The sequence below is a fragment of the Methylobacterium sp. 88A genome, assembly GCF_000376345.1.
Taxonomy (GTDB): domain Bacteria; phylum Pseudomonadota; class Alphaproteobacteria; order Rhizobiales; family Beijerinckiaceae; genus Methylobacterium; species Methylobacterium bullatum.
The window spans coordinates 291,525-308,068 of record NZ_AQVT01000001.1 but is presented as its reverse complement, the minus strand read 5'-3'; the positions used below and the strand labels follow the sequence as shown (position 1 = coordinate 308,068).

Here is a 16,544-nt window from a genome sequence, read left to right as displayed (position 1 = left end):
CACGGGAGTTCAGGCAAACCGTGAGCCCGACGAGCTTCGGTGCGGTCGGCGGGCGAGTCTTGCGGGTGCGAACGCCACGCCTGTAGAACCCTTGCCGAATGGCGGGGAACCGGGCGCGATGGACGATACGCTCGAAGCGTCGGAGGGGGCTCGCACGCGTTGCGGTCTCGCCTGCACGATCGCCGATCATGCCAGCGTCGCATCCTGGCAGAACGGGATTCCCCTCATCCGGGACATCACCGTGACCCATGGCGGCGAGGCCGACCTGTCCGATGTGACGCTCCGCATCTCAGCGATTCCGCCGCTGTTCCGCCCCCTTACCCTGCCGATCCAGCAAATCGGGGCTGGGGGCCTCCAACGTATCGATGCGCCGGATCTGCGGATCGACGGAGCGGTCCTCGCCGGATTGCGGGAGAGCCGGCTCTGTACCGTCACGCTGACGTTGACGGCTCCAACCGAGGGGAGCGATCGGGCGGGCGAGCTCGCCCGGGAGGAGTTCGACCTGCGGCTCCTGCCGCCCTCCCATTGGGGAGGCGCGGATGCGGCGCCCGAACTGCTCGCGGCCTTCGTCAGGCCCAACGACCCGGCCGTGGACGGCATCCTGCGCTCCGCCGCTGCGATTCTGGAACGGGCAAGGCGGAGCACCGCCTTCGACGGCTATCGCAGCGGAAGGAGGGCCAGGGCCTGGGAGATGGCGGAAGCGATCCACGCGGCGATGGCGGCCCTGCGGATCACCTACATCCTACCGCCCGCGAGTTTCGAACGGTTGGGACAGAAGGTCCGCGAGCCCACCGCGATCGTGGAGCGGCGGCTCGCCACCTGCCTCGACCTCACCCTGCTCTGGGCCGCCTGCTGTGAACAGGCCGGGCTCAATCCGCTCCTGATCCTCACCCGCGATCACGCACTTCTCGGGCTGTGGCTCGTGGACGAGACCCTGCCGGAAAGGGTCGGTGACGACGCCCAGGCCTTGCGGAAGCGCCGCGACCTGCAGGAACTGATCCTGATCGAGACCACAATTCTCACCGCCGATCCGCCGGGGAGTTTCGCGGATGCGGTGGCGGCCGGCGCGCGCCTGATCGATGCGGATGCCGAATCCCCCCTGGAGATGGTCCTCGATCTGCGGCGCGCCCGGCTATCCGGCATCTCCCCCCTCGATACGGGCGGGCCCGGCGCGCAGGCGCCGGCTCCGGAGATGGCAGCTGCGCTCGCCCAGGCGCTCGGCGCGCCGCCGTCCTTCGTCGAGGATCTCCCTGCTCCCCGCCTCGATCTACCCCGTCGCGAGCCCCGCGACCGGCTGGAAGCCTGGAAGCTGCGGCTCCTCGACCTGACCCTGCGGAACAAGCTCCTCAACTTCAAACCGGGCAAGGGATCGCTCACCCTCGATTGTCCTGAGCCGGGCGCGTTCGAGGACGCTCTCGCGGCGGGCCGCGCCTTCAGGCTCGTCGCCCGTCCGCCTTCCGAGGCACCGCTCGGCGCGTTGGACGACGAACGCGGCGAGATCACCGTCGATGTCGGATCGGAGGAAGTCGAGGCGCGCCTCACCGACCTGTTCCGGCTCGCCCGCGGCAGCTTCGAGGAGGGCGGTGCCAACGTCCTGTTCCTCGCCTTCGGCTTCCTCACCTGGACACGGGGCAACGGCATGCCGCCCGCCCGCGCACCGCTGCTGCTGGTGCCGGCGGCCCTGACCCGCGCCAGCGTCCGCGCCGGCTTCCGCCTCGTCCGGCACGACGAGGAGGCGCGCCTCAACCCGACGCTGCTCGAGATGCTGCGTCAGGATTTCGACCTCGACATGCCGGATTTCGCCGAGGGCTTGCCGGGCGACGAATCCGGCCTCGACGTCGAGGCCGTCTGGCGGATCGTGCGCACCCATATCCGCGACCTGAAGGGGTTCGAGGTCACCACCGAGGTGGTGCTCTCGGCTTTCTCCTTCACCAAGTTCCTGATGTGGAAGGATTTGAGCGAGCGCACGGACCTCCTGAAGCGCAGCCCGGTGGTGCGCCACCTCCTCGACACGCCGAAACAGGCCTACGGCGACGGGACGGGCTTTCCCGTGCCGGAGCGCCTCGACGCGGAGCATCCGCCCTCCGGCATCTTCACGCCGCTCCTCGCCGATTCCTCCCAGGTCTCGGCGATCCTCGCGGCGGCCTCGGGCAAGGATTTCGTGCTGTTCGGCCCGCCCGGCACCGGCAAGAGCCAGACCATCGCCAACATGATCGCGCAGTGCCTGGCGCTGGGGCGTACGGTGCTGTTCGTGTCGCAGAAGAGCGCCGCCCTGGAGGTGGTGCGCCGGCGCCTCGACGCGGTGGGGCTGGGCGCCTGCTGCCTCGAAGTCCATGCGGCCAAGGCCCAGAAGACGCACGTCATCGCGCAACTCCGCGAGGCCTGGGCCGCGAGGAGCGGCGAGCCCGTCCCCTGGGAGGACGCAGCCACCGATCTCCAGCGCCGCCGGGAGGGCCTGAACGGTGTGGTGGAGAGCCTGCACGCCACCCGGCCGAACGGCCTCAGCGCCCACTCGGCCATGGGGCGGGTCATCGCCGACAGGCAGGCCGGCCGGGACGGGCTCAGCCTCGTCTGGCCGAAGGACGCAGCCTCCGCGCCCGGCCACCGGGATGGCCTGCGGGCCCAGTGCGGTGAGCTTGCCGCCCTTCGCCCCATCGTCGGGGACATCGCGAACCATCCCCTCCGGGGCATCGGTGCCATCGCATGGTCGCCCCTGTGGCGGGCCGAGATGGAGCAGGCTGTTCCCGAACTCGCCCGCACCCTGCCGGACTTCGCGACATCCGGCCAGCGTCTCGCCGAGGCGATGGGCCTGACGCCCCTCGGCCGGACCTATGACGGCCTGCGCGCGCTCTCCTCCCTCGCCGCCGCCCTGTTCCGGCTGGAGGCGCGGATGGGCCTGCGCTTCCTCGGCCCCGGAGGCGCGCCCTTGCGCCAGGCCGTCGAGGCCCGCCGCACCCGACAGGACGCGCTCGCCCGGCTAACCACCCGGCTCTTCGTCGCCTATGCCCCCTCGGTGTTCGGCAGCGATTTCGACCGCCTGCTGGCCGAGTGGCGCGAGGCGAAAGCCTCGAACTTCTTCCTGCGGGGGCGGCGTCTGAGCCGAGTTCGCGACCTCCTCGCCCCCTTCGCGCAAGGGCGCGTACCGGAGGATATCGGGCCGGACCTCGTCACCCTCGCCGAGATCAAGTCCCTGCAGGCGACAAGACCCGCTCTGGCGGAGATTCTGGAGAGCGCCACCGCGGAACTCGGACATCCGTGGTCGGATCCGGCGGCCCCCGCCGACCTGTTCACCGCTCCGATGGCCTGGGCGACGCGGCTCGCACCGGTCATCACCACCATGGCGCCGCTCGTCGGAGGCCCGGACATCGTCCGCGCGAGGCTCGCCGCGTTCCTCGACACCGAGGATGGCAGGCTCGAACCTGGCGGCAGCCTGGCCTTGGCAAAGGAGGATTTCACGACGCGGAGAAGCGCCGCCGTGAAGGCGATCGAGACGCTCGGGCGTCTGGCCGGAAGGGCCAAGCCCGACCGCCCGGTGGAGACGGAGGGCGATTGGGTGGCCGGCACCCTCGCGGTGGCGGAACGCTGGCGGAGGGCGCTACCCAAGGCGCAGGCCTGGGCCAGCTGGCAGAGGGCGGTGAGCGAGGCGACGAAGGCGGGCCTCGGTCCTCTGGTCGCCGAGATCGAGGCGGGAACGCTGCGGGACGACGCCATCCTCCCGGCCTTCGAGGGCGCCTATGCGCGCTGGTGGATCGACCATGCCGTCACCGATGACATCCGCCTGCGCGATTTCATGGGCCAGCGCCACGAAGAGGCGATCCGGGGCTTCGGCGAAGCCGATGCCCGGCTCTCCGGCCTCGCCGGGGCGGCGGTGCGTGCCCGCATCGGCGGCGGCGTGCCGCTCGCCGGCGCCTTCGGCAGCGACCCCGAATGGGGTACCCTGGCGCGCGAAATCACCAAGCGCGCCAGGCACATGCCCCTGCGCCAGCTCTTCGCGCGGATGCCGAACGCGCTGACCCGCCTCACGCCCTGCCTGATGATGAGCCCGCTCTCCATCGCCCAATACTGGCCGGCCGAGGCGAAGCCCTTCGACATCGTCATCTTCGACGAGGCCTCGCAGATCGCCCCCTGGGACGCCATCGGCGCCATCGCGCGGGGCCGGCAGGTGGTCATCGTCGGCGATCCCGAACAATTGCCGCCCACCAATGTGGGCGATCGCGGCGTCGACGAGATTTCGGACGGTCTCGACGTCGCCGATCAGGAGAGCATCCTCGATGAGTGCCTGGCGGCGAACCTGCCGCAGAGGCGCCTCGCCTGGCACTACAGAAGCCGGCACGAGAGCCTCATCGCCTTCTCCAACCGTCACTATTATCGCGGCGGGCTCGTCACCTTCCCATCCCCCGTCACCGAGGACCGGGCGGTGCGGCTTCAGCACGTGGCCGATGGGGTCTACGAGCGCGGCGGGGCGCGGGTGAACCGGCCCGAAGCGCGCGCCCTGGTGGCAGAGGTGGTCGCCCGTCTCTCGGACCCCGCCTTCGCGGCGGAGGAGCGCTCGCTGGGCATCGTCACCTTCAACGGCGAGCAGCAGCGCCTGATCGAGAACCTGCTCGATGCCGAGCGGCGGGGAAGGCCGGAGTTGGAGCGGTTCTTCGACGGGCGGGCCTGGAAAGAGCCGGTCTTCGTGAAGAATCTCGAGACCGTGCAGGGCGACGAGCGCGATGCGATCCTGTTCTCGGTGGCGGCGGGTCCCGACGCGACGGGCCGGATCACCGGTCAGATCAGCTCGCTCAATCGCGAGGGCGGCCACCGGCGCCTCAACGTGGCGATCACCCGCGCCCGGCGGGAGCTCGTGGTCTTCGCGTAGATGCGAGCCGATCAGGTGGATCTCGGCCGTGGCAGCGCCCGCGGCGTGCGCGATTTCAAGCACTTCCTCGCCTTTGCCGAACACGGCGCCCGCGCCCTCGAAACGGCGGCCGCGCCGACGGGGGGCGACATCGAATCGCCGTTCGAGGGCGCGGTGATGGCGGCCTTGGCCGCGCGGGGGTGGAGAATCGTGCCGCAAGTGGGCGTTTCCGCCTTTCGGATCGACCTCGGCATCGTCCATCCCGACGCTCCGGGGCGCTACCTCGCGGGCGTCGAATGCGACGGGGCGACCTATCACCGGGCGGCGACCGCGCGCGACCGTGACCGTCTGCGCGAATGGGTGCTCACCGACCTCGGATGGCGCATCCACCGGGTCTGGAGCACCGATTGGTGGAACGATCCGCAAGGCGCCCTCGACCGGCTCGACACGGCGTTGCGGGCCGATCTCGACGCCGACAGGGCGAAGCCGGAGCCGGAGCCGGTCGTGATCGCGCCGCCCGCCCCCGATATCCCGCAGGTGGAGCCCCCCGGCCTCTATGAACCCGCCGACCTGTCGGGCTTCTCTCCCGATGCCGCGCGGTTCCACGAGGTGGGTTACGAGGCCACGCTGGCGGCGATGGCGGCCGAGGTGGTCGCGCGCGAAGGTCCTGTTTTCGCTGACGTTCTCGCCGAGCGCCTCCTGCGCGCCCACGGCTTTTCGCGGATCACGGCCCGCCTGCGCCAGCGCGCCCTGGGGGCCGTCGATCCCCGCTGCCCCCATACCGGCGAGGGTGAGCGCATCGTGCTCTGGCCGGAGGCCGCCCCTGCCGGGCCGGTGAGGTTTCGGCCGGCTGAAGGAGAGGGGCGAGCCCCCGCCGACATCCCGCTCCAAGAGCTCGCAGGCCTCGCCCGCGACCTCGATCCGGCACCCGGCGTCGAGGGGCGGATGGCCGCGCAGCTGAGCCTCGGCCGGATGAGCGAGGCGGTCCGCGCCCGGTTCGCCGAGGCCGCCTCGCTGGCGCGGGAGAGCGAAGCACCGGCCCCGAAACCCGTCGGATGAGACAGGCGGATCGACCGCCACGCGACCCCCGTTTCGACCGCCATGCGCCGGGATTTATGGCGGTACGCGACGTGAAAAAGCCCCGCCTGGTAAGGCGGGGCCGATGGCGGTGACTGTGAAGCCGTGCGACGTGGATCAGGCGGCGAGCTTCAGGGCTTCGGGAGCGTTGTCGTTCACGAGGACGAGCTCACCGGCCGTGACGGTGGAGGTGCTGGTCGTGGGGGTCAGGCGATCGGCGACGAAGGCCACCAGGGAGATGTTGGCGGCAGCGGCGACGGCGACGGCGGTGAGAATGAGAGCGGTCATATCGGTGTTCCTCGGGGCGATGCGTTTGCGTTGCAGCATGTATGACAGCCTCCCCGCCTTGCTGGTATACCAAACGCCAAATACCACTCATGCAGCCCGCGCATGGAATGCACACTATCCCGCGAAGCCCTGCATTTAACGCACTATGATGCATGTCGGGCAGCACGCCCGATCCACCCTTTTCCTGCCCGAAGGTCCCGGCCCGATGCCCCGCCCCACCTCAGCCGTCCTCGCCCTTCTGCTCGCGGCATGGTCCTTCGACGCACGAGCACAGGATGCGAACCGGGTGCGTGCGATGAACGCGGTGAGCGACCTGGCGCGGGCGCACCGCGAGCAGACGGAGACGCTCCGGCGTATGGAGACGGTCCAGCGCGACCGGGCCAGAGCGGATGACAGGACCCGGCGCAACGCCGAGCGGGACAGCCGTTCGATGCGACGCTTCGACCGCTGAGCCGGCATCGACGGGAAGCCTCCGCCCTCCCCCGCACCCTCCAGTCGTGGGAAGCCGGCGGATGGTCCCGACCTGAGGGGCAGAGCCGGGTGGCGAGGGGACCCTGACGTTTCGGCCCGAAGCCGACGTTTCGCCTCCGACGCGAGAATCCTGAGACATCCGATTGCGGAAGTTTTCAAAGCCGACGCTCGTGCATCTCGCCAGCGCGGGGACAGACTAAACAGCAACATCGTAGCAAGACGCGACGCGATGAGACGCTGCGCCAAGGGTTTCGGTCACCTGGATAGCGTCCGCCCCTATGCGGAAGGTCGAAAAATGGTCAATTGCCCTTAGAATTTTTTTACCGAGGGAAAACTTACAATGGGCAACGGAAAGACGCTTGGCTATTTCGGCGATGTTCTGACAATCGCTAATACAGCCGTCAATTTGATTGGCATGATTCCCGGCCTCGAAATTCCAAGCGAGTTAAAGGCGATCTTTGGCGAAGAAGAGGATCCGACGCAGGCATTTCTTGAGGGAATGGATCAGAAGCTCGATTTGCTTTCTCGGCAAGGCGATGAAATCCTCGCGGAAATCAATCAGCTCGGTGAAGGTATCAATTACGATAATAAGATGGAGATTTCGTCGCTTGCTCAGGCATCGAAATCACATCTCGACCAATACATGAATACGAGCCCCTCCGATCCAAAGCACGCTGATTATCGATCCTTGGCGATCGATAAATCGACCGATGCGCTCTCCATGGCGATCGAGTTCGCCGGGAAACCGGGTGCCGACGCCGGGCTCGTCATGCCAGCCCTCCTGTCTGCGCTGGCCGCTCGGATCAACGTCATTCGCGAGATCGAAGACGGCGCGACATCGGGTGACTTCAAGGAGACACTAAATGCGGGAATCAATGCACTGCATGAAACAGTCGCCTCGTATAAGAATGAAGTTTTAGAATTTGCAAAACAACCCGATCAGGACAAAATCGGTGCCAAAGTCTATTTAATCAATGGCAATGTTCTCCTCGATGTTTGGTACGATAACGGTGAGGCGGGCGGCCTTCGAACATACCAGCAGGAAATTGTGATCGGCGCGCAAGGATCGGCGGATCATAAACTCATGGATACGGCCTTGACGCCCGCGGTACCAATCCCAGGCGCCCCCGGACACTATTATGACCGCGATATAACAAATTACGACGTTATAAAAAGTCTTTTTACGAGCCGCGGATTGGAACAACAATTCAACGATAAGGAAAGCAGCTGGCTGAATGAGTATTTTTACCCACAAAAAGGGGTCACAAACCTTGAAAAGGCCGTCGATACCCTGCGACAGCTGACGAGCGGCCAGCACAAGTTCGATGTCGCCGACTCGATCGGGAGGACGATCGAGATCGATCACCCGACATATGACAAGGCGCCCAACACGCTGGAAGGTTACGCCGGCAACGATACGCTCATCGGGGGTGATGGCAACGACACGCTCAAGGGCGGCGGTGGCAACATCGATTATACGGTCTTCGGCGCCAATGGTGACGGCCACGATACCCTCTACGGCAAGGGTGGCGACGACATCATGCTCGGCGGCACCGGCAACGATGTGCTCGACGGTGGCGCGGGCAACGACCGTCTCGATGGGGGCGCCGGCAGCGACACGGCGAGCTACAAGTCGGCGACCGTTGGCGTGACCGTCTCCCTCGATTTGCAGGGCTGGCAGGAGATCGTCCCCGAAAAGGTGACCGTGTTCCAACCGGACCCTTACCCCGGCGAGGGCCCCGGAGGCATCGTCACCCCCCCTCCCGTCATAACGACGATCCGGGCGGAAAAGGATCGCCTCCTGAGCATCGAGAACCTCGAAGGCAGCAGGTTCAACGACCGTCTCACGGGCAACGTCCTGAGCAACACGATCCACGGCGGCGCCGGCAACGACGACATCGACGGTCATCTCGGTGCGGACCGGATGTACGGCGAGGCCGGCAACGACACCTACGTCGTCGATCAATCCGGCGATCGCGTCTTCGAAGCGAAGGATGCCGGGCAGGACACCGTCAAGACGAGCGTCAGCTACGTCCTCGCCGCCGGACAGGCGATCGAGACCCTGGCCACGGCGAAAGCGACGGGCACGGGCGCGATGAACCTCACCGGCAACGAGTTCGCTCAGGCGCTTGTCGGCAACAACGGCGCCAACCTCCTCGATGGCAAGGGCGGCGCCGACACGATGACCGGGTATGCGGGGAATGATACCTATGTCGTCGACAATGCCGGCGACGTTGTCGTCGAGGCGGCCGATCGCGGCATCGACGCCGTCCGCTCGTCCATCAGCTTGACCTTGGCGGCCAACGTCGAAAACCTCACGCTAGTCGGCACGGCTGCACTCAACGGCACCGGCAACGCTCTCGCCAACACTCTCACCGGCAATGCCGCCGCCAACCTCCTCGACGGCAAGGCCGGCGCCGACATCATGGCCGGCGGCGCGGGATCGGACACCTACATCGTCGACAATATCGGCGACAAAGCCGTCGAAGTGAGCGGCGGCGGTGACACCGACCTCGTCAAGGCATCCGTGTCCTTCTCGCTCGGGGGTTCCTACGTGGAACACCTGACGCTGACCGGCACCGGGAATCTCAGCGCCACCGGCAACTCGCTCGACAACGTCCTCAGGGGCAATGCCGGCGTCAACGTCCTCGACGGTAAGACGGGCGCGGACACGATGATCGGCGGTGCCGGCTCCGACACCTACATCGTCGACAACATTCGCGACAAAGCCGTGGAGGGGAGCGACGGCACCGGCATCGACCTCGTCAAGGCGTCGGTGTCCTTCTCGCTAGGGGGGTCCCACGTGGAGAACCTGACGCTCACCGGGACCGGATCCCTCAACGCCACCGGCAACACGCTCGTCAACGTGCTCAAGGGCAATGCCGGCGCCAACCATCTCGACGGTGGCCTCGGGGCGGATACGCTGACGGGTCTGGCGGGCGAGGATACCTTCGTGTTCAGCACGAAGCTCGGCGCGACCAATATCGACCACATCACCGATTTCTCGGCCGGGATCGACACGATCCAGTTCTCGAAGAGCATCTTCGCGGCGCTCTCGGCCGATGACCTCGCGGCGGCGTTCAAGGACCTGGGTGTGGCCGGCGCGAAGATCGATGCGGACGACCGCATCCTCTACAATCGCGACACCGGTGCCCTGTCCTACGACGCCGATGGCAGCGGCACCACGGCCAAGGCGGTCCAGTTCGCCATCATCGACAACCACGATAAGGCGACGCTGACGCACCTCGATTTCCTGCTGGCGTAAGCGTCCCGACACGCCCTGGCCGAATGAGACTCATTCGGCCAGGGCTGCTCGGACGTTCAGGCCCCATGGTGCCCCCGAGATCATGCCGAAGCGGCCCGTAAAGAGTTCCGGGGTCGAACTCCCGGCCTCGTTGCCCGGTGGCAGCCCGCAGCCGCGGCGACCTCCCGTCGTCGAGATCCGGGCGCTCGTTCCAGGCGGAGCGGCGCGAAGCCGGACCCGCTCTCACTCGTCCGTCGAGAACATCTCGTCGAAGGAATAGCCGGAGCCGCGCACGGTGCGGATCGGGTCGCTTTGGCGCGGGCGGTTGATGGCCTTGCGCAGGCGGCCCACATGCACGTCCACCGTGCGCTCGTCGATATAGACGTCGTGGCCCCAGACCCCGTCGAGGAGCTGCTCGCGCGAGAATACCCGGCCGGGGCTCTGCATCAGGAATTCGAGGAGCTTGAACTCGGTGGGGCCGAGATGGATCTCGCGGCCCTGGCGGCGGATGCGGTGGCTGACGCGGTCGAGTTCGATATTGCCGGCGATGAGCAGGTCCGCCACGTGGCTCGGCTTGGCCCGGCGCAGGAGCGCGCGGACCCGGGCGAGCAGTTCCGGCACCGAGAACGGCTTGACGATGTAATCGTCGGCGCCGGTGCCGAGGCCGCGGATGCGGTCGCCCTCCTCGCCGCGCGCCGTCAGCATGATGACCGGCAGCCGCTCGGTCTCGCGCCGGGCGCGGATGCGGCGGCAGAGCTCGATGCCGGAGAGACCGGGCATCATCCAGTCGAGGAGGACGAGGTCGGGCACCTGCTCCTGAAGGCGCAGATCGGCCTCGTCGCCGCGGGCGGCGGTGTCGACGACGAAGCCCTCCGCCTCGAGGTTGTAGCGGAGGAGAAGGGTGAGGGCCTCCTCGTCCTCGACGATCAGGATGCGCGTACTCATGCGGGTGTTTTCAGGGTGAGGGCGGCCGTCCCGTCACGCACGGGACGGCCGCGCGACGATCGTGCCGGAATGGCCCGACCGGAGGGACGGTCAGGCGCTGGCGGGCAACGACACGGTGGCGTAGTTCGATGCGTCGTTCTTCGGGCGATCCTGTTCGGCCAGTTCGTTCGTGCCGGTGACGAGGTAGTGGATCGTCTCGGCGATGTTGGTGGTGTGGTCGCCGATCCGCTCGATGTTCTTGGCGCAGAACAGCAGGTGCGTGCAGAACGAGATGTTGCGCGGGTCTTCCATCATGTAGGTCAGCAATTCGCGGAAGAGCGAGTTGTAGAGCGCGTCGATGGCGTCGTCACGCTCCCAGACGTCGAGGGCGGCCTTCACGTCCTGGCTCGCATAGGCGTCGAGGACGTCCTTCAGCTGCTCCTGCACCAGGTCGCCCATGTGCTGGACGGCGATGACGATCTTCTGCGGCTGGATCTGCTCGGCGATGGCCACCACGCGCTTGGCGACGTTCTTGGAGAGGTCGCCGATCCGCTCGAGATCGTTCGAGACGCGGATGGCCGAGACCGTCTCGCGCAGGTCGATGGCGAGGGGCTGACGCTTGGCGATGAGCAGGATCGCCCGCTCCTCGATCTCGTGCTGGAGGGCGTCGAGGCGCTTGTCGGCGCCGATCACCGCCTGGGCCAGGGGCACGTCCCGGCGCACCAGGGCGTTGCCGGAATCGGTCATCATCTTCTCGGCGATCCCGCCCATCTCGGAAATCGAGCGGCGCAGGTTTTCCAGTTCCGTGTCGTAGGAACTGACGATGTGGTTGGGCATGCTCGCACTCCTCGACCGAGGCCGCCTCGGGCGGCCTGCATCGCGTAGGATCGGGATCGGGTCCGGTGCCGCGGAACGCGGCCCCGGCGGGCTCAGCCGAAGCGGCCGGTGATGTAGTCCTGGGTCTGGCGCTTCTCGGGGTTCATGAAGATCCGCGTGGTGGGGCCGAACTCCACCAGCTCGCCGAGATACATGAACGCCGTGAACTGCGAGATGCGTGCCGCCTGCTGCATGTTGTGCGTGACGATGACGATCGTGAACTCGGAGCGCAGCTGCTCGATCAGTTCCTCGATGCGGCCCGTGGAGATCGGGTCGAGGGCCGAGGTCGGCTCGTCGAACAGGATCACCTCGGGACGCTGGGCCACGGTGCGGGCGATGCAGAGGCGCTGCTGCTGGCCGCCCGACAGGCCCATGCCGGACTGCTTGAGCTTGTCCTTCACCTCGTCCCACAGGGCGGCCTTGCGCAGGGATTCCTCGACGCGGACGTCGAGATCGGCCTTGGGCAGCTTCTCGTAGAGGCGCAGGCCGAAGGCGACGTTGTCGTAGATCGACATCGGGAACGGCGTCGGCTTCTGGAACACCATGCCGATGCGCGAGCGCAGCTCGTTGAGATCGACCTTGGCGTCGAGGACGTTCTGGCCGTCGAGGAGGATCTGCCCCTCGGCGCGCTGCTCGGGGTAGAGGCTGTAGATCCGGTTGAAGGTGCGCAGGAGGGTCGACTTCCCGCAGCCGGACGGGCCGATCAGCGCGGTGACCTGCCGGTCGTGGAAGTTGAGGTTGACCGACTTCAGGCCGTGGAAGGAACCGTAATAGAAGTTCAGGTCCTTCACGGCGATGCGCACGGGGGCCTGCTCGTCGGCCTTGTGGCGGCCGGTCAGCTGAGCTTGCGTGATCGCGGGAGCGGCGTTCATCGGGTGCGTGTCCTTGTCGAGGGCTGGATGGGACGGGGGCGCGGGGTCAGCGCGCCCGCTCGCTCTTGATGACGAAGCGGGCCACGATCGAGAGGGCGAGGATCGTGGCGGTGATGAGGAGGGCGCCGGCCCAGGCGAGCTGCTGCCAGTTCGAGTAGGGCGAGAGGGCGAACTGGTAGATCATCACCGGAAGGTTCGGGATGCCGCCCATCAGGTTGGGCGAGAACCAGCTGTTGTTGTTGAGCGCGGTGAAGAGCAGCGGCGCGGTCTCGCCGGCGATGCGGGCGAGCGCCAGGATGATGCCGGTGACGATACCGGCGCTGGCACCGCGCCAGGTGATGCTCTTGATGACGACGGAGGGCGGTGCGCCCAAAGCCGCGCCGGCCTCGCGGAGCGTCGAGGGCACGAGGCGGAGCATGTCCTCGGTGGTGCGCACGATCACCGGGGTGGCGATGATGGCCAGCGCCACGCCGCCGGCCCAACCCGAATAGGTCCCCATCGGCCGCACCATCAGGGTGTAGACGAACAGGCCGATCAGGATCGAGGGCGCCGAGAGCAGGATGTCGTTGAGGAAGCGGATCACGTCGGCGAGCTTCGAGTGGCGGCCGTACTCGGCGAGATAGGTGCCGGCCATGACGCCCACCGGCGTCGCGATGACGATGCCGATCAGGGTCAGGACCAGGCTGCCGAGGATGGCGTTGGCGATGCCGCCGCCTTCCGATCCGGGGCCGGGGGTCGGTTCGCTGAAGAGCAGCGGCGAGAAGCCCTTCACGCCCTCGACGATGAGCATGAGCAGGATCGAGCCGAGCACGACGATGCCGATCAGCGTCGCCACGGTGCTTCCGACGATGAGCAGCTTGTCCGCCACGCGGCGGCTCGACCGGACGCGGCTGGCCTTGAGCGGCGGCGCTGCGTTGGTGGTGAGGGTGTTCACGGCGTCCATGGTTCGGGCTCCAGAGGGCTCAGGCGACCTTCACGCGCCGGACGAGCAGGCGTGCGACGATCAGGACGACGAAAGTGATGACGAAGAGGATGCAGCCCAGCGCCATCAGCGAGTTGAGCTGCAGGCCGTCGGCCTCGTTGAACTCGTTGGCGATGCGCGAGGCGATGGTGGAGCCGGGATCGAAGATCGAGCCGGACAGGCGGTTGGCGTTGCCGATGACGAAGGTCACCGCCATGGTCTCGCCGAGCGCGCGGCCGAGGCCGAGCATCACCGCGCCGATGATCGACACGGACGCCTGCGGCACGAGCACGTGGCGGACCACCTCCCAGGTGGTGCAGCCGATGCCGTAGGCGCTCTCGCGCAGCACGGTGGGGATCTGGTCGAGCATGTCGCGGGTGATCGAGGCGACGAAGGGCACGATCATGATGGCGAGGATGATGCCCGCCGTGAGGATGCCGACGCCGGAGGGAACCCGCGCGTAGAACAGCGTGCCGACGATGGGCAGCCCCTCGACGAGGCTCGACACCGGCATCTGCACGTAATGGGCGAAGAGCGGGGCGAAGATGAACAGGCCCCACATGCCGTAGATGATGCTCGGGACCGAGGCGAGAAGCTCGATCGTCATCGAGACGGGCTTCCTCGCCCAGCCGGGGCAGAGCTGGGTCAGGTAGACGGCGATGCCGATGGAGATCGGCACGCCGATGACGAGGGCGAGAAGGGCCGAGACCAGGGTGCCGACGATGGCCACGAGGGCGCCGTACTGCTCCTGGCCGATGTTCCAGGCGCTGGAGGTGACGAAGCCGAAGCCGAACTCCCTGAAGGCCGGCCAGCCGCCATAGGCGATGGAGGCCAGGATGCCCGCGAGGAAGAGGAGGACCAGCAGCGCCGACGCGTAGGAGGCGGCGCGGAAGAGCTGGTCGCCGAGGCCGCCCGGCTTCTTGCGAGCGGGGGAGCCCGTGCGGGCCAGCGAAATCTGTTCAGTCAAGGCGGCCATCCGACGTCTGCTTCTTCACCTTGAGGGCTCGTATAGTGCGAGGTAGCGAGTGGCGAGGTGGAACACCGCGTCCACTCGTGGCGCAGGCCCGGCGTTTTTGCCGGGCCTGCGCGGTTTTCGGAGTTCAGCTGGAAGGCTGCCTTAGAAGACGGGCTTGCCGTCCTTGCCCTTGATCTCTTTCCACTCGGTGTGGACGAGGGAGACGACGTTGTCCGGCAGCGGCACGTAGTCGAGGTCGGTGGCGAGCTTGTCGCCGTTCTTGTAGGCCCAGTCGAAGAACTTCAGCACGTCGGCGGACTTGGCCGGATCGGCCGGGTCCTTGTAGACGAGGATGAAGGTGGCCGCCGTGATCGGCCAGGCTTCGTCACCGGCCTGGTTGACGAGGGAGATGCCGAAGCCCGGGGCGGCCTTCCAGTCGGCGGAGGCGGCGGCGGCCTGGAACGCCTTGTCGTCGGGTGCCGGGAACTTGCCGGCCTTGTTCTGGATCAGCGCGTAGCTGAGCTTGTTCTGCTTGGCGTAGGCCGATTCCACGTAGCCGATGGAGTTCGGGACCTGCTTGACGGTGGCGGTGACGCCCTCGTTGCCCTTGCCGCCCTGGCCGGCGGGCCAGCTGACCGTGGTGGCCGCACCGAATTCCTTCTTCCAGCTCTCGGAGACCGCGCTGAGATAGGTGGTGAAGATGCTGGTCGTGCCGGACGCGTCCGAACGGTAGACCGGGGTGATCGGCGAGTCGGGGAGCTTCAGCCCCTGGTTCACCGCGGCGATCTTGGCATCGCTCCACTTGGTGATCTTGTTGGCGTAGATGTCGGCGATGAGCTCACCGGTGAGCTTGAGCTTGCCCGGCTCGACACCGGCGATGTTCACCACGGTGACGACGCCGCCCATGACGGTGGGGAACTGGACGAGACCGTCCTTCTCCAGGGCCGGGCCCTTGAGCGGCGCGTCGGTGGCGCCGAAATCGACGGTCTTGGCCTGGATCTGCTTGATGCCGCCGCCCGAGCCGATGGACTGGTAGTTGAGGCCCGTGCCGGTCTCCTTGCGGTAGGCTTCCGCCCATTTCGAATAGACCGGGAAGGGGAAGGTCGCGCCGGCACCGGTGATGTCGGCGGCCTGAGCGACGGCGCCGAACTGCGCGGTGGCGAGCCCGATGGCGAGGGCGAAATGGAAGGGTTTCACGGTGGCTCTCCGTAATCTGTCCGGGCGCTGTAGGTGCCGCGCTGCAAGAGCGATCCTGCTGCAGCGCACCGTTACCCGCCCGATCATGCTGGCTCTATGACGGAGCCATGACAGATCGATGACAGGGGCTACCCGTTGACCGCATGAGCGGTGTGGGACAGGGAGAAAGCGGGGTGTGGACCGATGCCCGGACGAGGCGGCACGGTTTTGCGGCCTCGTGCGTTATACGATTCGGCGATGGCGACGACGGAGCAGCCCGTTTCGCCAGCCGTCCTGGAAGGTCAGCACCTTGGAGAACGAATCGAGTGTGACACCCACCGGGGGTGATGGCGATGCCGATTTCCTCGCCCTGCATGCGCGCAGGGAGGATCTGGAGCTCGAGCTCACCCGTGCCGAGCAGCGACGACAGTTCGGGACCGATCCGGACGAGGTCGCGAAAGCCGCCGAGGACGAGCGCGCCCTGCTGGCGGAGCTCGACGCGGTGATGACCCTGATCCGTGGCGCCGAATACCAGCGCATGCCGGGGGCTCGCCGCTGGTAGCGGCGACGGGCCGGCCGGGGTGAAGGAACCGTGACCGTCTCAGCCCACGCGGCGGCGGTCGCGTTCCTTGTGCCGGAGGCGCAGCAGGAGGTCGATCTGGCTGTCCGGAATCGGCTGCGTATCGAACGTGTCTTCGTAGATCGCCCGGAGGGTGCCGCCGAGATGGTGGCGGGTCGGACTCGTCAGAATCGGCATGCCGTCCGACTCGTTCACAGGCCGGGGATCGGTCTCACCGTCTCCCAGATCCATCACGCGAACTCCCGATGTGCCGACGCGTTTCCATAAGATTCTCTGCGTC

General features: G+C 67.2%; 13 protein-coding genes. 5 read left to right on the top strand and 8 right to left on the bottom strand.

Annotated elements, in window-relative coordinates; genetic code table 11:
* Positions 1-118 precede the first annotated feature (118 nt).
* Both A3OM_RS23360 and A3OM_RS26250 read left to right on the top strand, forming a co-directional pair.
* Complete coding sequence (locus A3OM_RS23360) at positions 119-4,861, top strand: DUF4011 domain-containing protein (protein WP_018041948.1); 4,743 nt, start codon at positions 119-121, stop codon at positions 4,859-4,861.
* A complete protein-coding gene (locus A3OM_RS26250; RefSeq protein ID WP_018041947.1) occupies positions 4,862-5,899 on the top strand; it encodes a DUF3320 domain-containing protein in 1,038 nt (345 codons plus the stop codon). It begins immediately after the preceding gene.
* A gap of 135 nt (positions 5,900-6,034) precedes the next feature.
* On the opposite strand, the gene A3OM_RS26020 is transcribed toward A3OM_RS26250, so the two are convergent.
* Positions 6,035-6,205 (bottom strand): hypothetical protein, encoded by a 171-nt coding sequence (locus A3OM_RS26020; protein WP_198290806.1) that lies wholly within the window; start codon positions 6,203-6,205, stop codon positions 6,035-6,037.
* 205 nt (positions 6,206-6,410) lie between these two features.
* Here A3OM_RS26020 and A3OM_RS0101395 point away from each other — a divergent pair, with 205 nt between their 5' ends.
* Together A3OM_RS0101395 and A3OM_RS23350 are read left to right on the top strand one after the other, a co-directional pair.
* On the top strand, positions 6,411-6,656 hold the full coding sequence (locus A3OM_RS0101395; protein ID WP_056147458.1) for a hypothetical protein: 246 nt from the start codon (positions 6,411-6,413) through the stop codon (positions 6,654-6,656).
* Between the two features lie 360 nt (positions 6,657-7,016).
* Entirely contained in the window at positions 7,017-9,941 is a 2,925-nt protein-coding gene (locus A3OM_RS23350; protein ID WP_081612602.1) for a calcium-binding protein, read from the top strand.
* 222 nt (positions 9,942-10,163) lie between these two features.
* On the opposite strand, the gene phoB is transcribed toward A3OM_RS23350, so the two are convergent.
* The 6 genes from phoB to pstS form a co-directional block, all read right to left on the bottom strand.
* On the bottom strand, positions 10,164-10,865 hold the full coding sequence (phoB, locus tag A3OM_RS0101375) for a phosphate regulon transcriptional regulator PhoB (protein WP_018041942.1): 702 nt from the start codon (positions 10,863-10,865) through the stop codon (positions 10,164-10,166).
* A 90-nt stretch (positions 10,866-10,955) separates the two neighbouring features.
* Entirely contained in the window at positions 10,956-11,681 is a 726-nt protein-coding gene (phoU, locus tag A3OM_RS0101370) for a phosphate signaling complex protein PhoU (protein WP_018041941.1), read from the bottom strand.
* Positions 11,682-11,773: 92 nt separating this feature from the next.
* Complete coding sequence (gene pstB / locus A3OM_RS0101365; protein ID WP_018041940.1) at positions 11,774-12,592, bottom strand: phosphate ABC transporter ATP-binding protein PstB; 819 nt, start codon at positions 12,590-12,592, stop codon at positions 11,774-11,776.
* Between the two features lie 46 nt (positions 12,593-12,638).
* On the bottom strand, positions 12,639-13,535 hold the full coding sequence (gene pstA / locus A3OM_RS0101360; RefSeq protein ID WP_018041939.1) for a phosphate ABC transporter permease PstA: 897 nt from the start codon (positions 13,533-13,535) through the stop codon (positions 12,639-12,641).
* A gap of 19 nt (positions 13,536-13,554) precedes the next feature.
* Positions 13,555-14,529, bottom strand: a complete 975-nt coding sequence (gene pstC, locus A3OM_RS0101355; RefSeq protein ID WP_018041938.1) for a phosphate ABC transporter permease subunit PstC — start codon at positions 14,527-14,529, stop codon at positions 13,555-13,557.
* Between the two features lie 141 nt (positions 14,530-14,670).
* Positions 14,671-15,705 carry a phosphate ABC transporter substrate-binding protein PstS gene (pstS, locus tag A3OM_RS0101350; protein WP_018041937.1) on the bottom strand — a complete coding sequence of 345 codons (1,035 nt, stop codon included), beginning with the start codon at positions 15,703-15,705 and terminating at the stop codon, positions 14,671-14,673.
* A gap of 307 nt (positions 15,706-16,012) precedes the next feature.
* On the opposite strand from pstS, the gene A3OM_RS0101345 reads away from it, so the two are divergent.
* Positions 16,013-16,246 carry a hypothetical protein gene (locus tag A3OM_RS0101345; protein ID WP_026175607.1) on the top strand — a complete coding sequence of 78 codons (234 nt, stop codon included), beginning with the start codon at positions 16,013-16,015 and terminating at the stop codon, positions 16,244-16,246.
* 39 nt (positions 16,247-16,285) lie between these two features.
* Here A3OM_RS0101345 and A3OM_RS23345 read toward each other — a convergent pair whose 3' ends face one another.
* Positions 16,286-16,495, bottom strand: a complete 210-nt coding sequence (locus A3OM_RS23345) for a hypothetical protein (RefSeq protein WP_018041935.1) — start codon at positions 16,493-16,495, stop codon at positions 16,286-16,288.
* Positions 16,496-16,544: the final 49 nt, after the last annotated feature.

Coding starts and splice junctions, on each gene's coding strand:
- A3OM_RS23360 (WP_018041948.1), top strand. CDS start 119: ATGGACGATACGCTCGAAGCGTCGGAGGGGGCTCGCACGCGTTGCGGT.
- A3OM_RS26250 (WP_018041947.1), top strand. CDS start 4,862: ATGCGAGCCGATCAGGTGGATCTCGGCCGTGGCAGCGCCCGCGGCGTG.
- A3OM_RS26020 (WP_198290806.1), bottom strand. CDS start 6,205: ATGACCGCTCTCATTCTCACCGCCGTCGCCGTCGCCGCTGCCGCCAAC.
- A3OM_RS0101395 (WP_056147458.1), top strand. CDS start 6,411: ATGCCCCGCCCCACCTCAGCCGTCCTCGCCCTTCTGCTCGCGGCATGG.
- A3OM_RS23350 (WP_081612602.1), top strand. CDS start 7,017: ATGGGCAACGGAAAGACGCTTGGCTATTTCGGCGATGTTCTGACAATC.
- phoB (WP_018041942.1), bottom strand. CDS start 10,865: ATGAGTACGCGCATCCTGATCGTCGAGGACGAGGAGGCCCTCACCCTT.
- phoU (WP_018041941.1), bottom strand. CDS start 11,681: ATGCCCAACCACATCGTCAGTTCCTACGACACGGAACTGGAAAACCTG.
- pstB (WP_018041940.1), bottom strand. CDS start 12,592: ATGAACGCCGCTCCCGCGATCACGCAAGCTCAGCTGACCGGCCGCCAC.
- pstA (WP_018041939.1), bottom strand. CDS start 13,535: ATGGACGCCGTGAACACCCTCACCACCAACGCAGCGCCGCCGCTCAAG.
- pstC (WP_018041938.1), bottom strand. CDS start 14,529: ATGGCCGCCTTGACTGAACAGATTTCGCTGGCCCGCACGGGCTCCCCC.
- A3OM_RS23345 (WP_018041935.1), bottom strand. CDS start 16,495: ATGGATCTGGGAGACGGTGAGACCGATCCCCGGCCTGTGAACGAGTCG.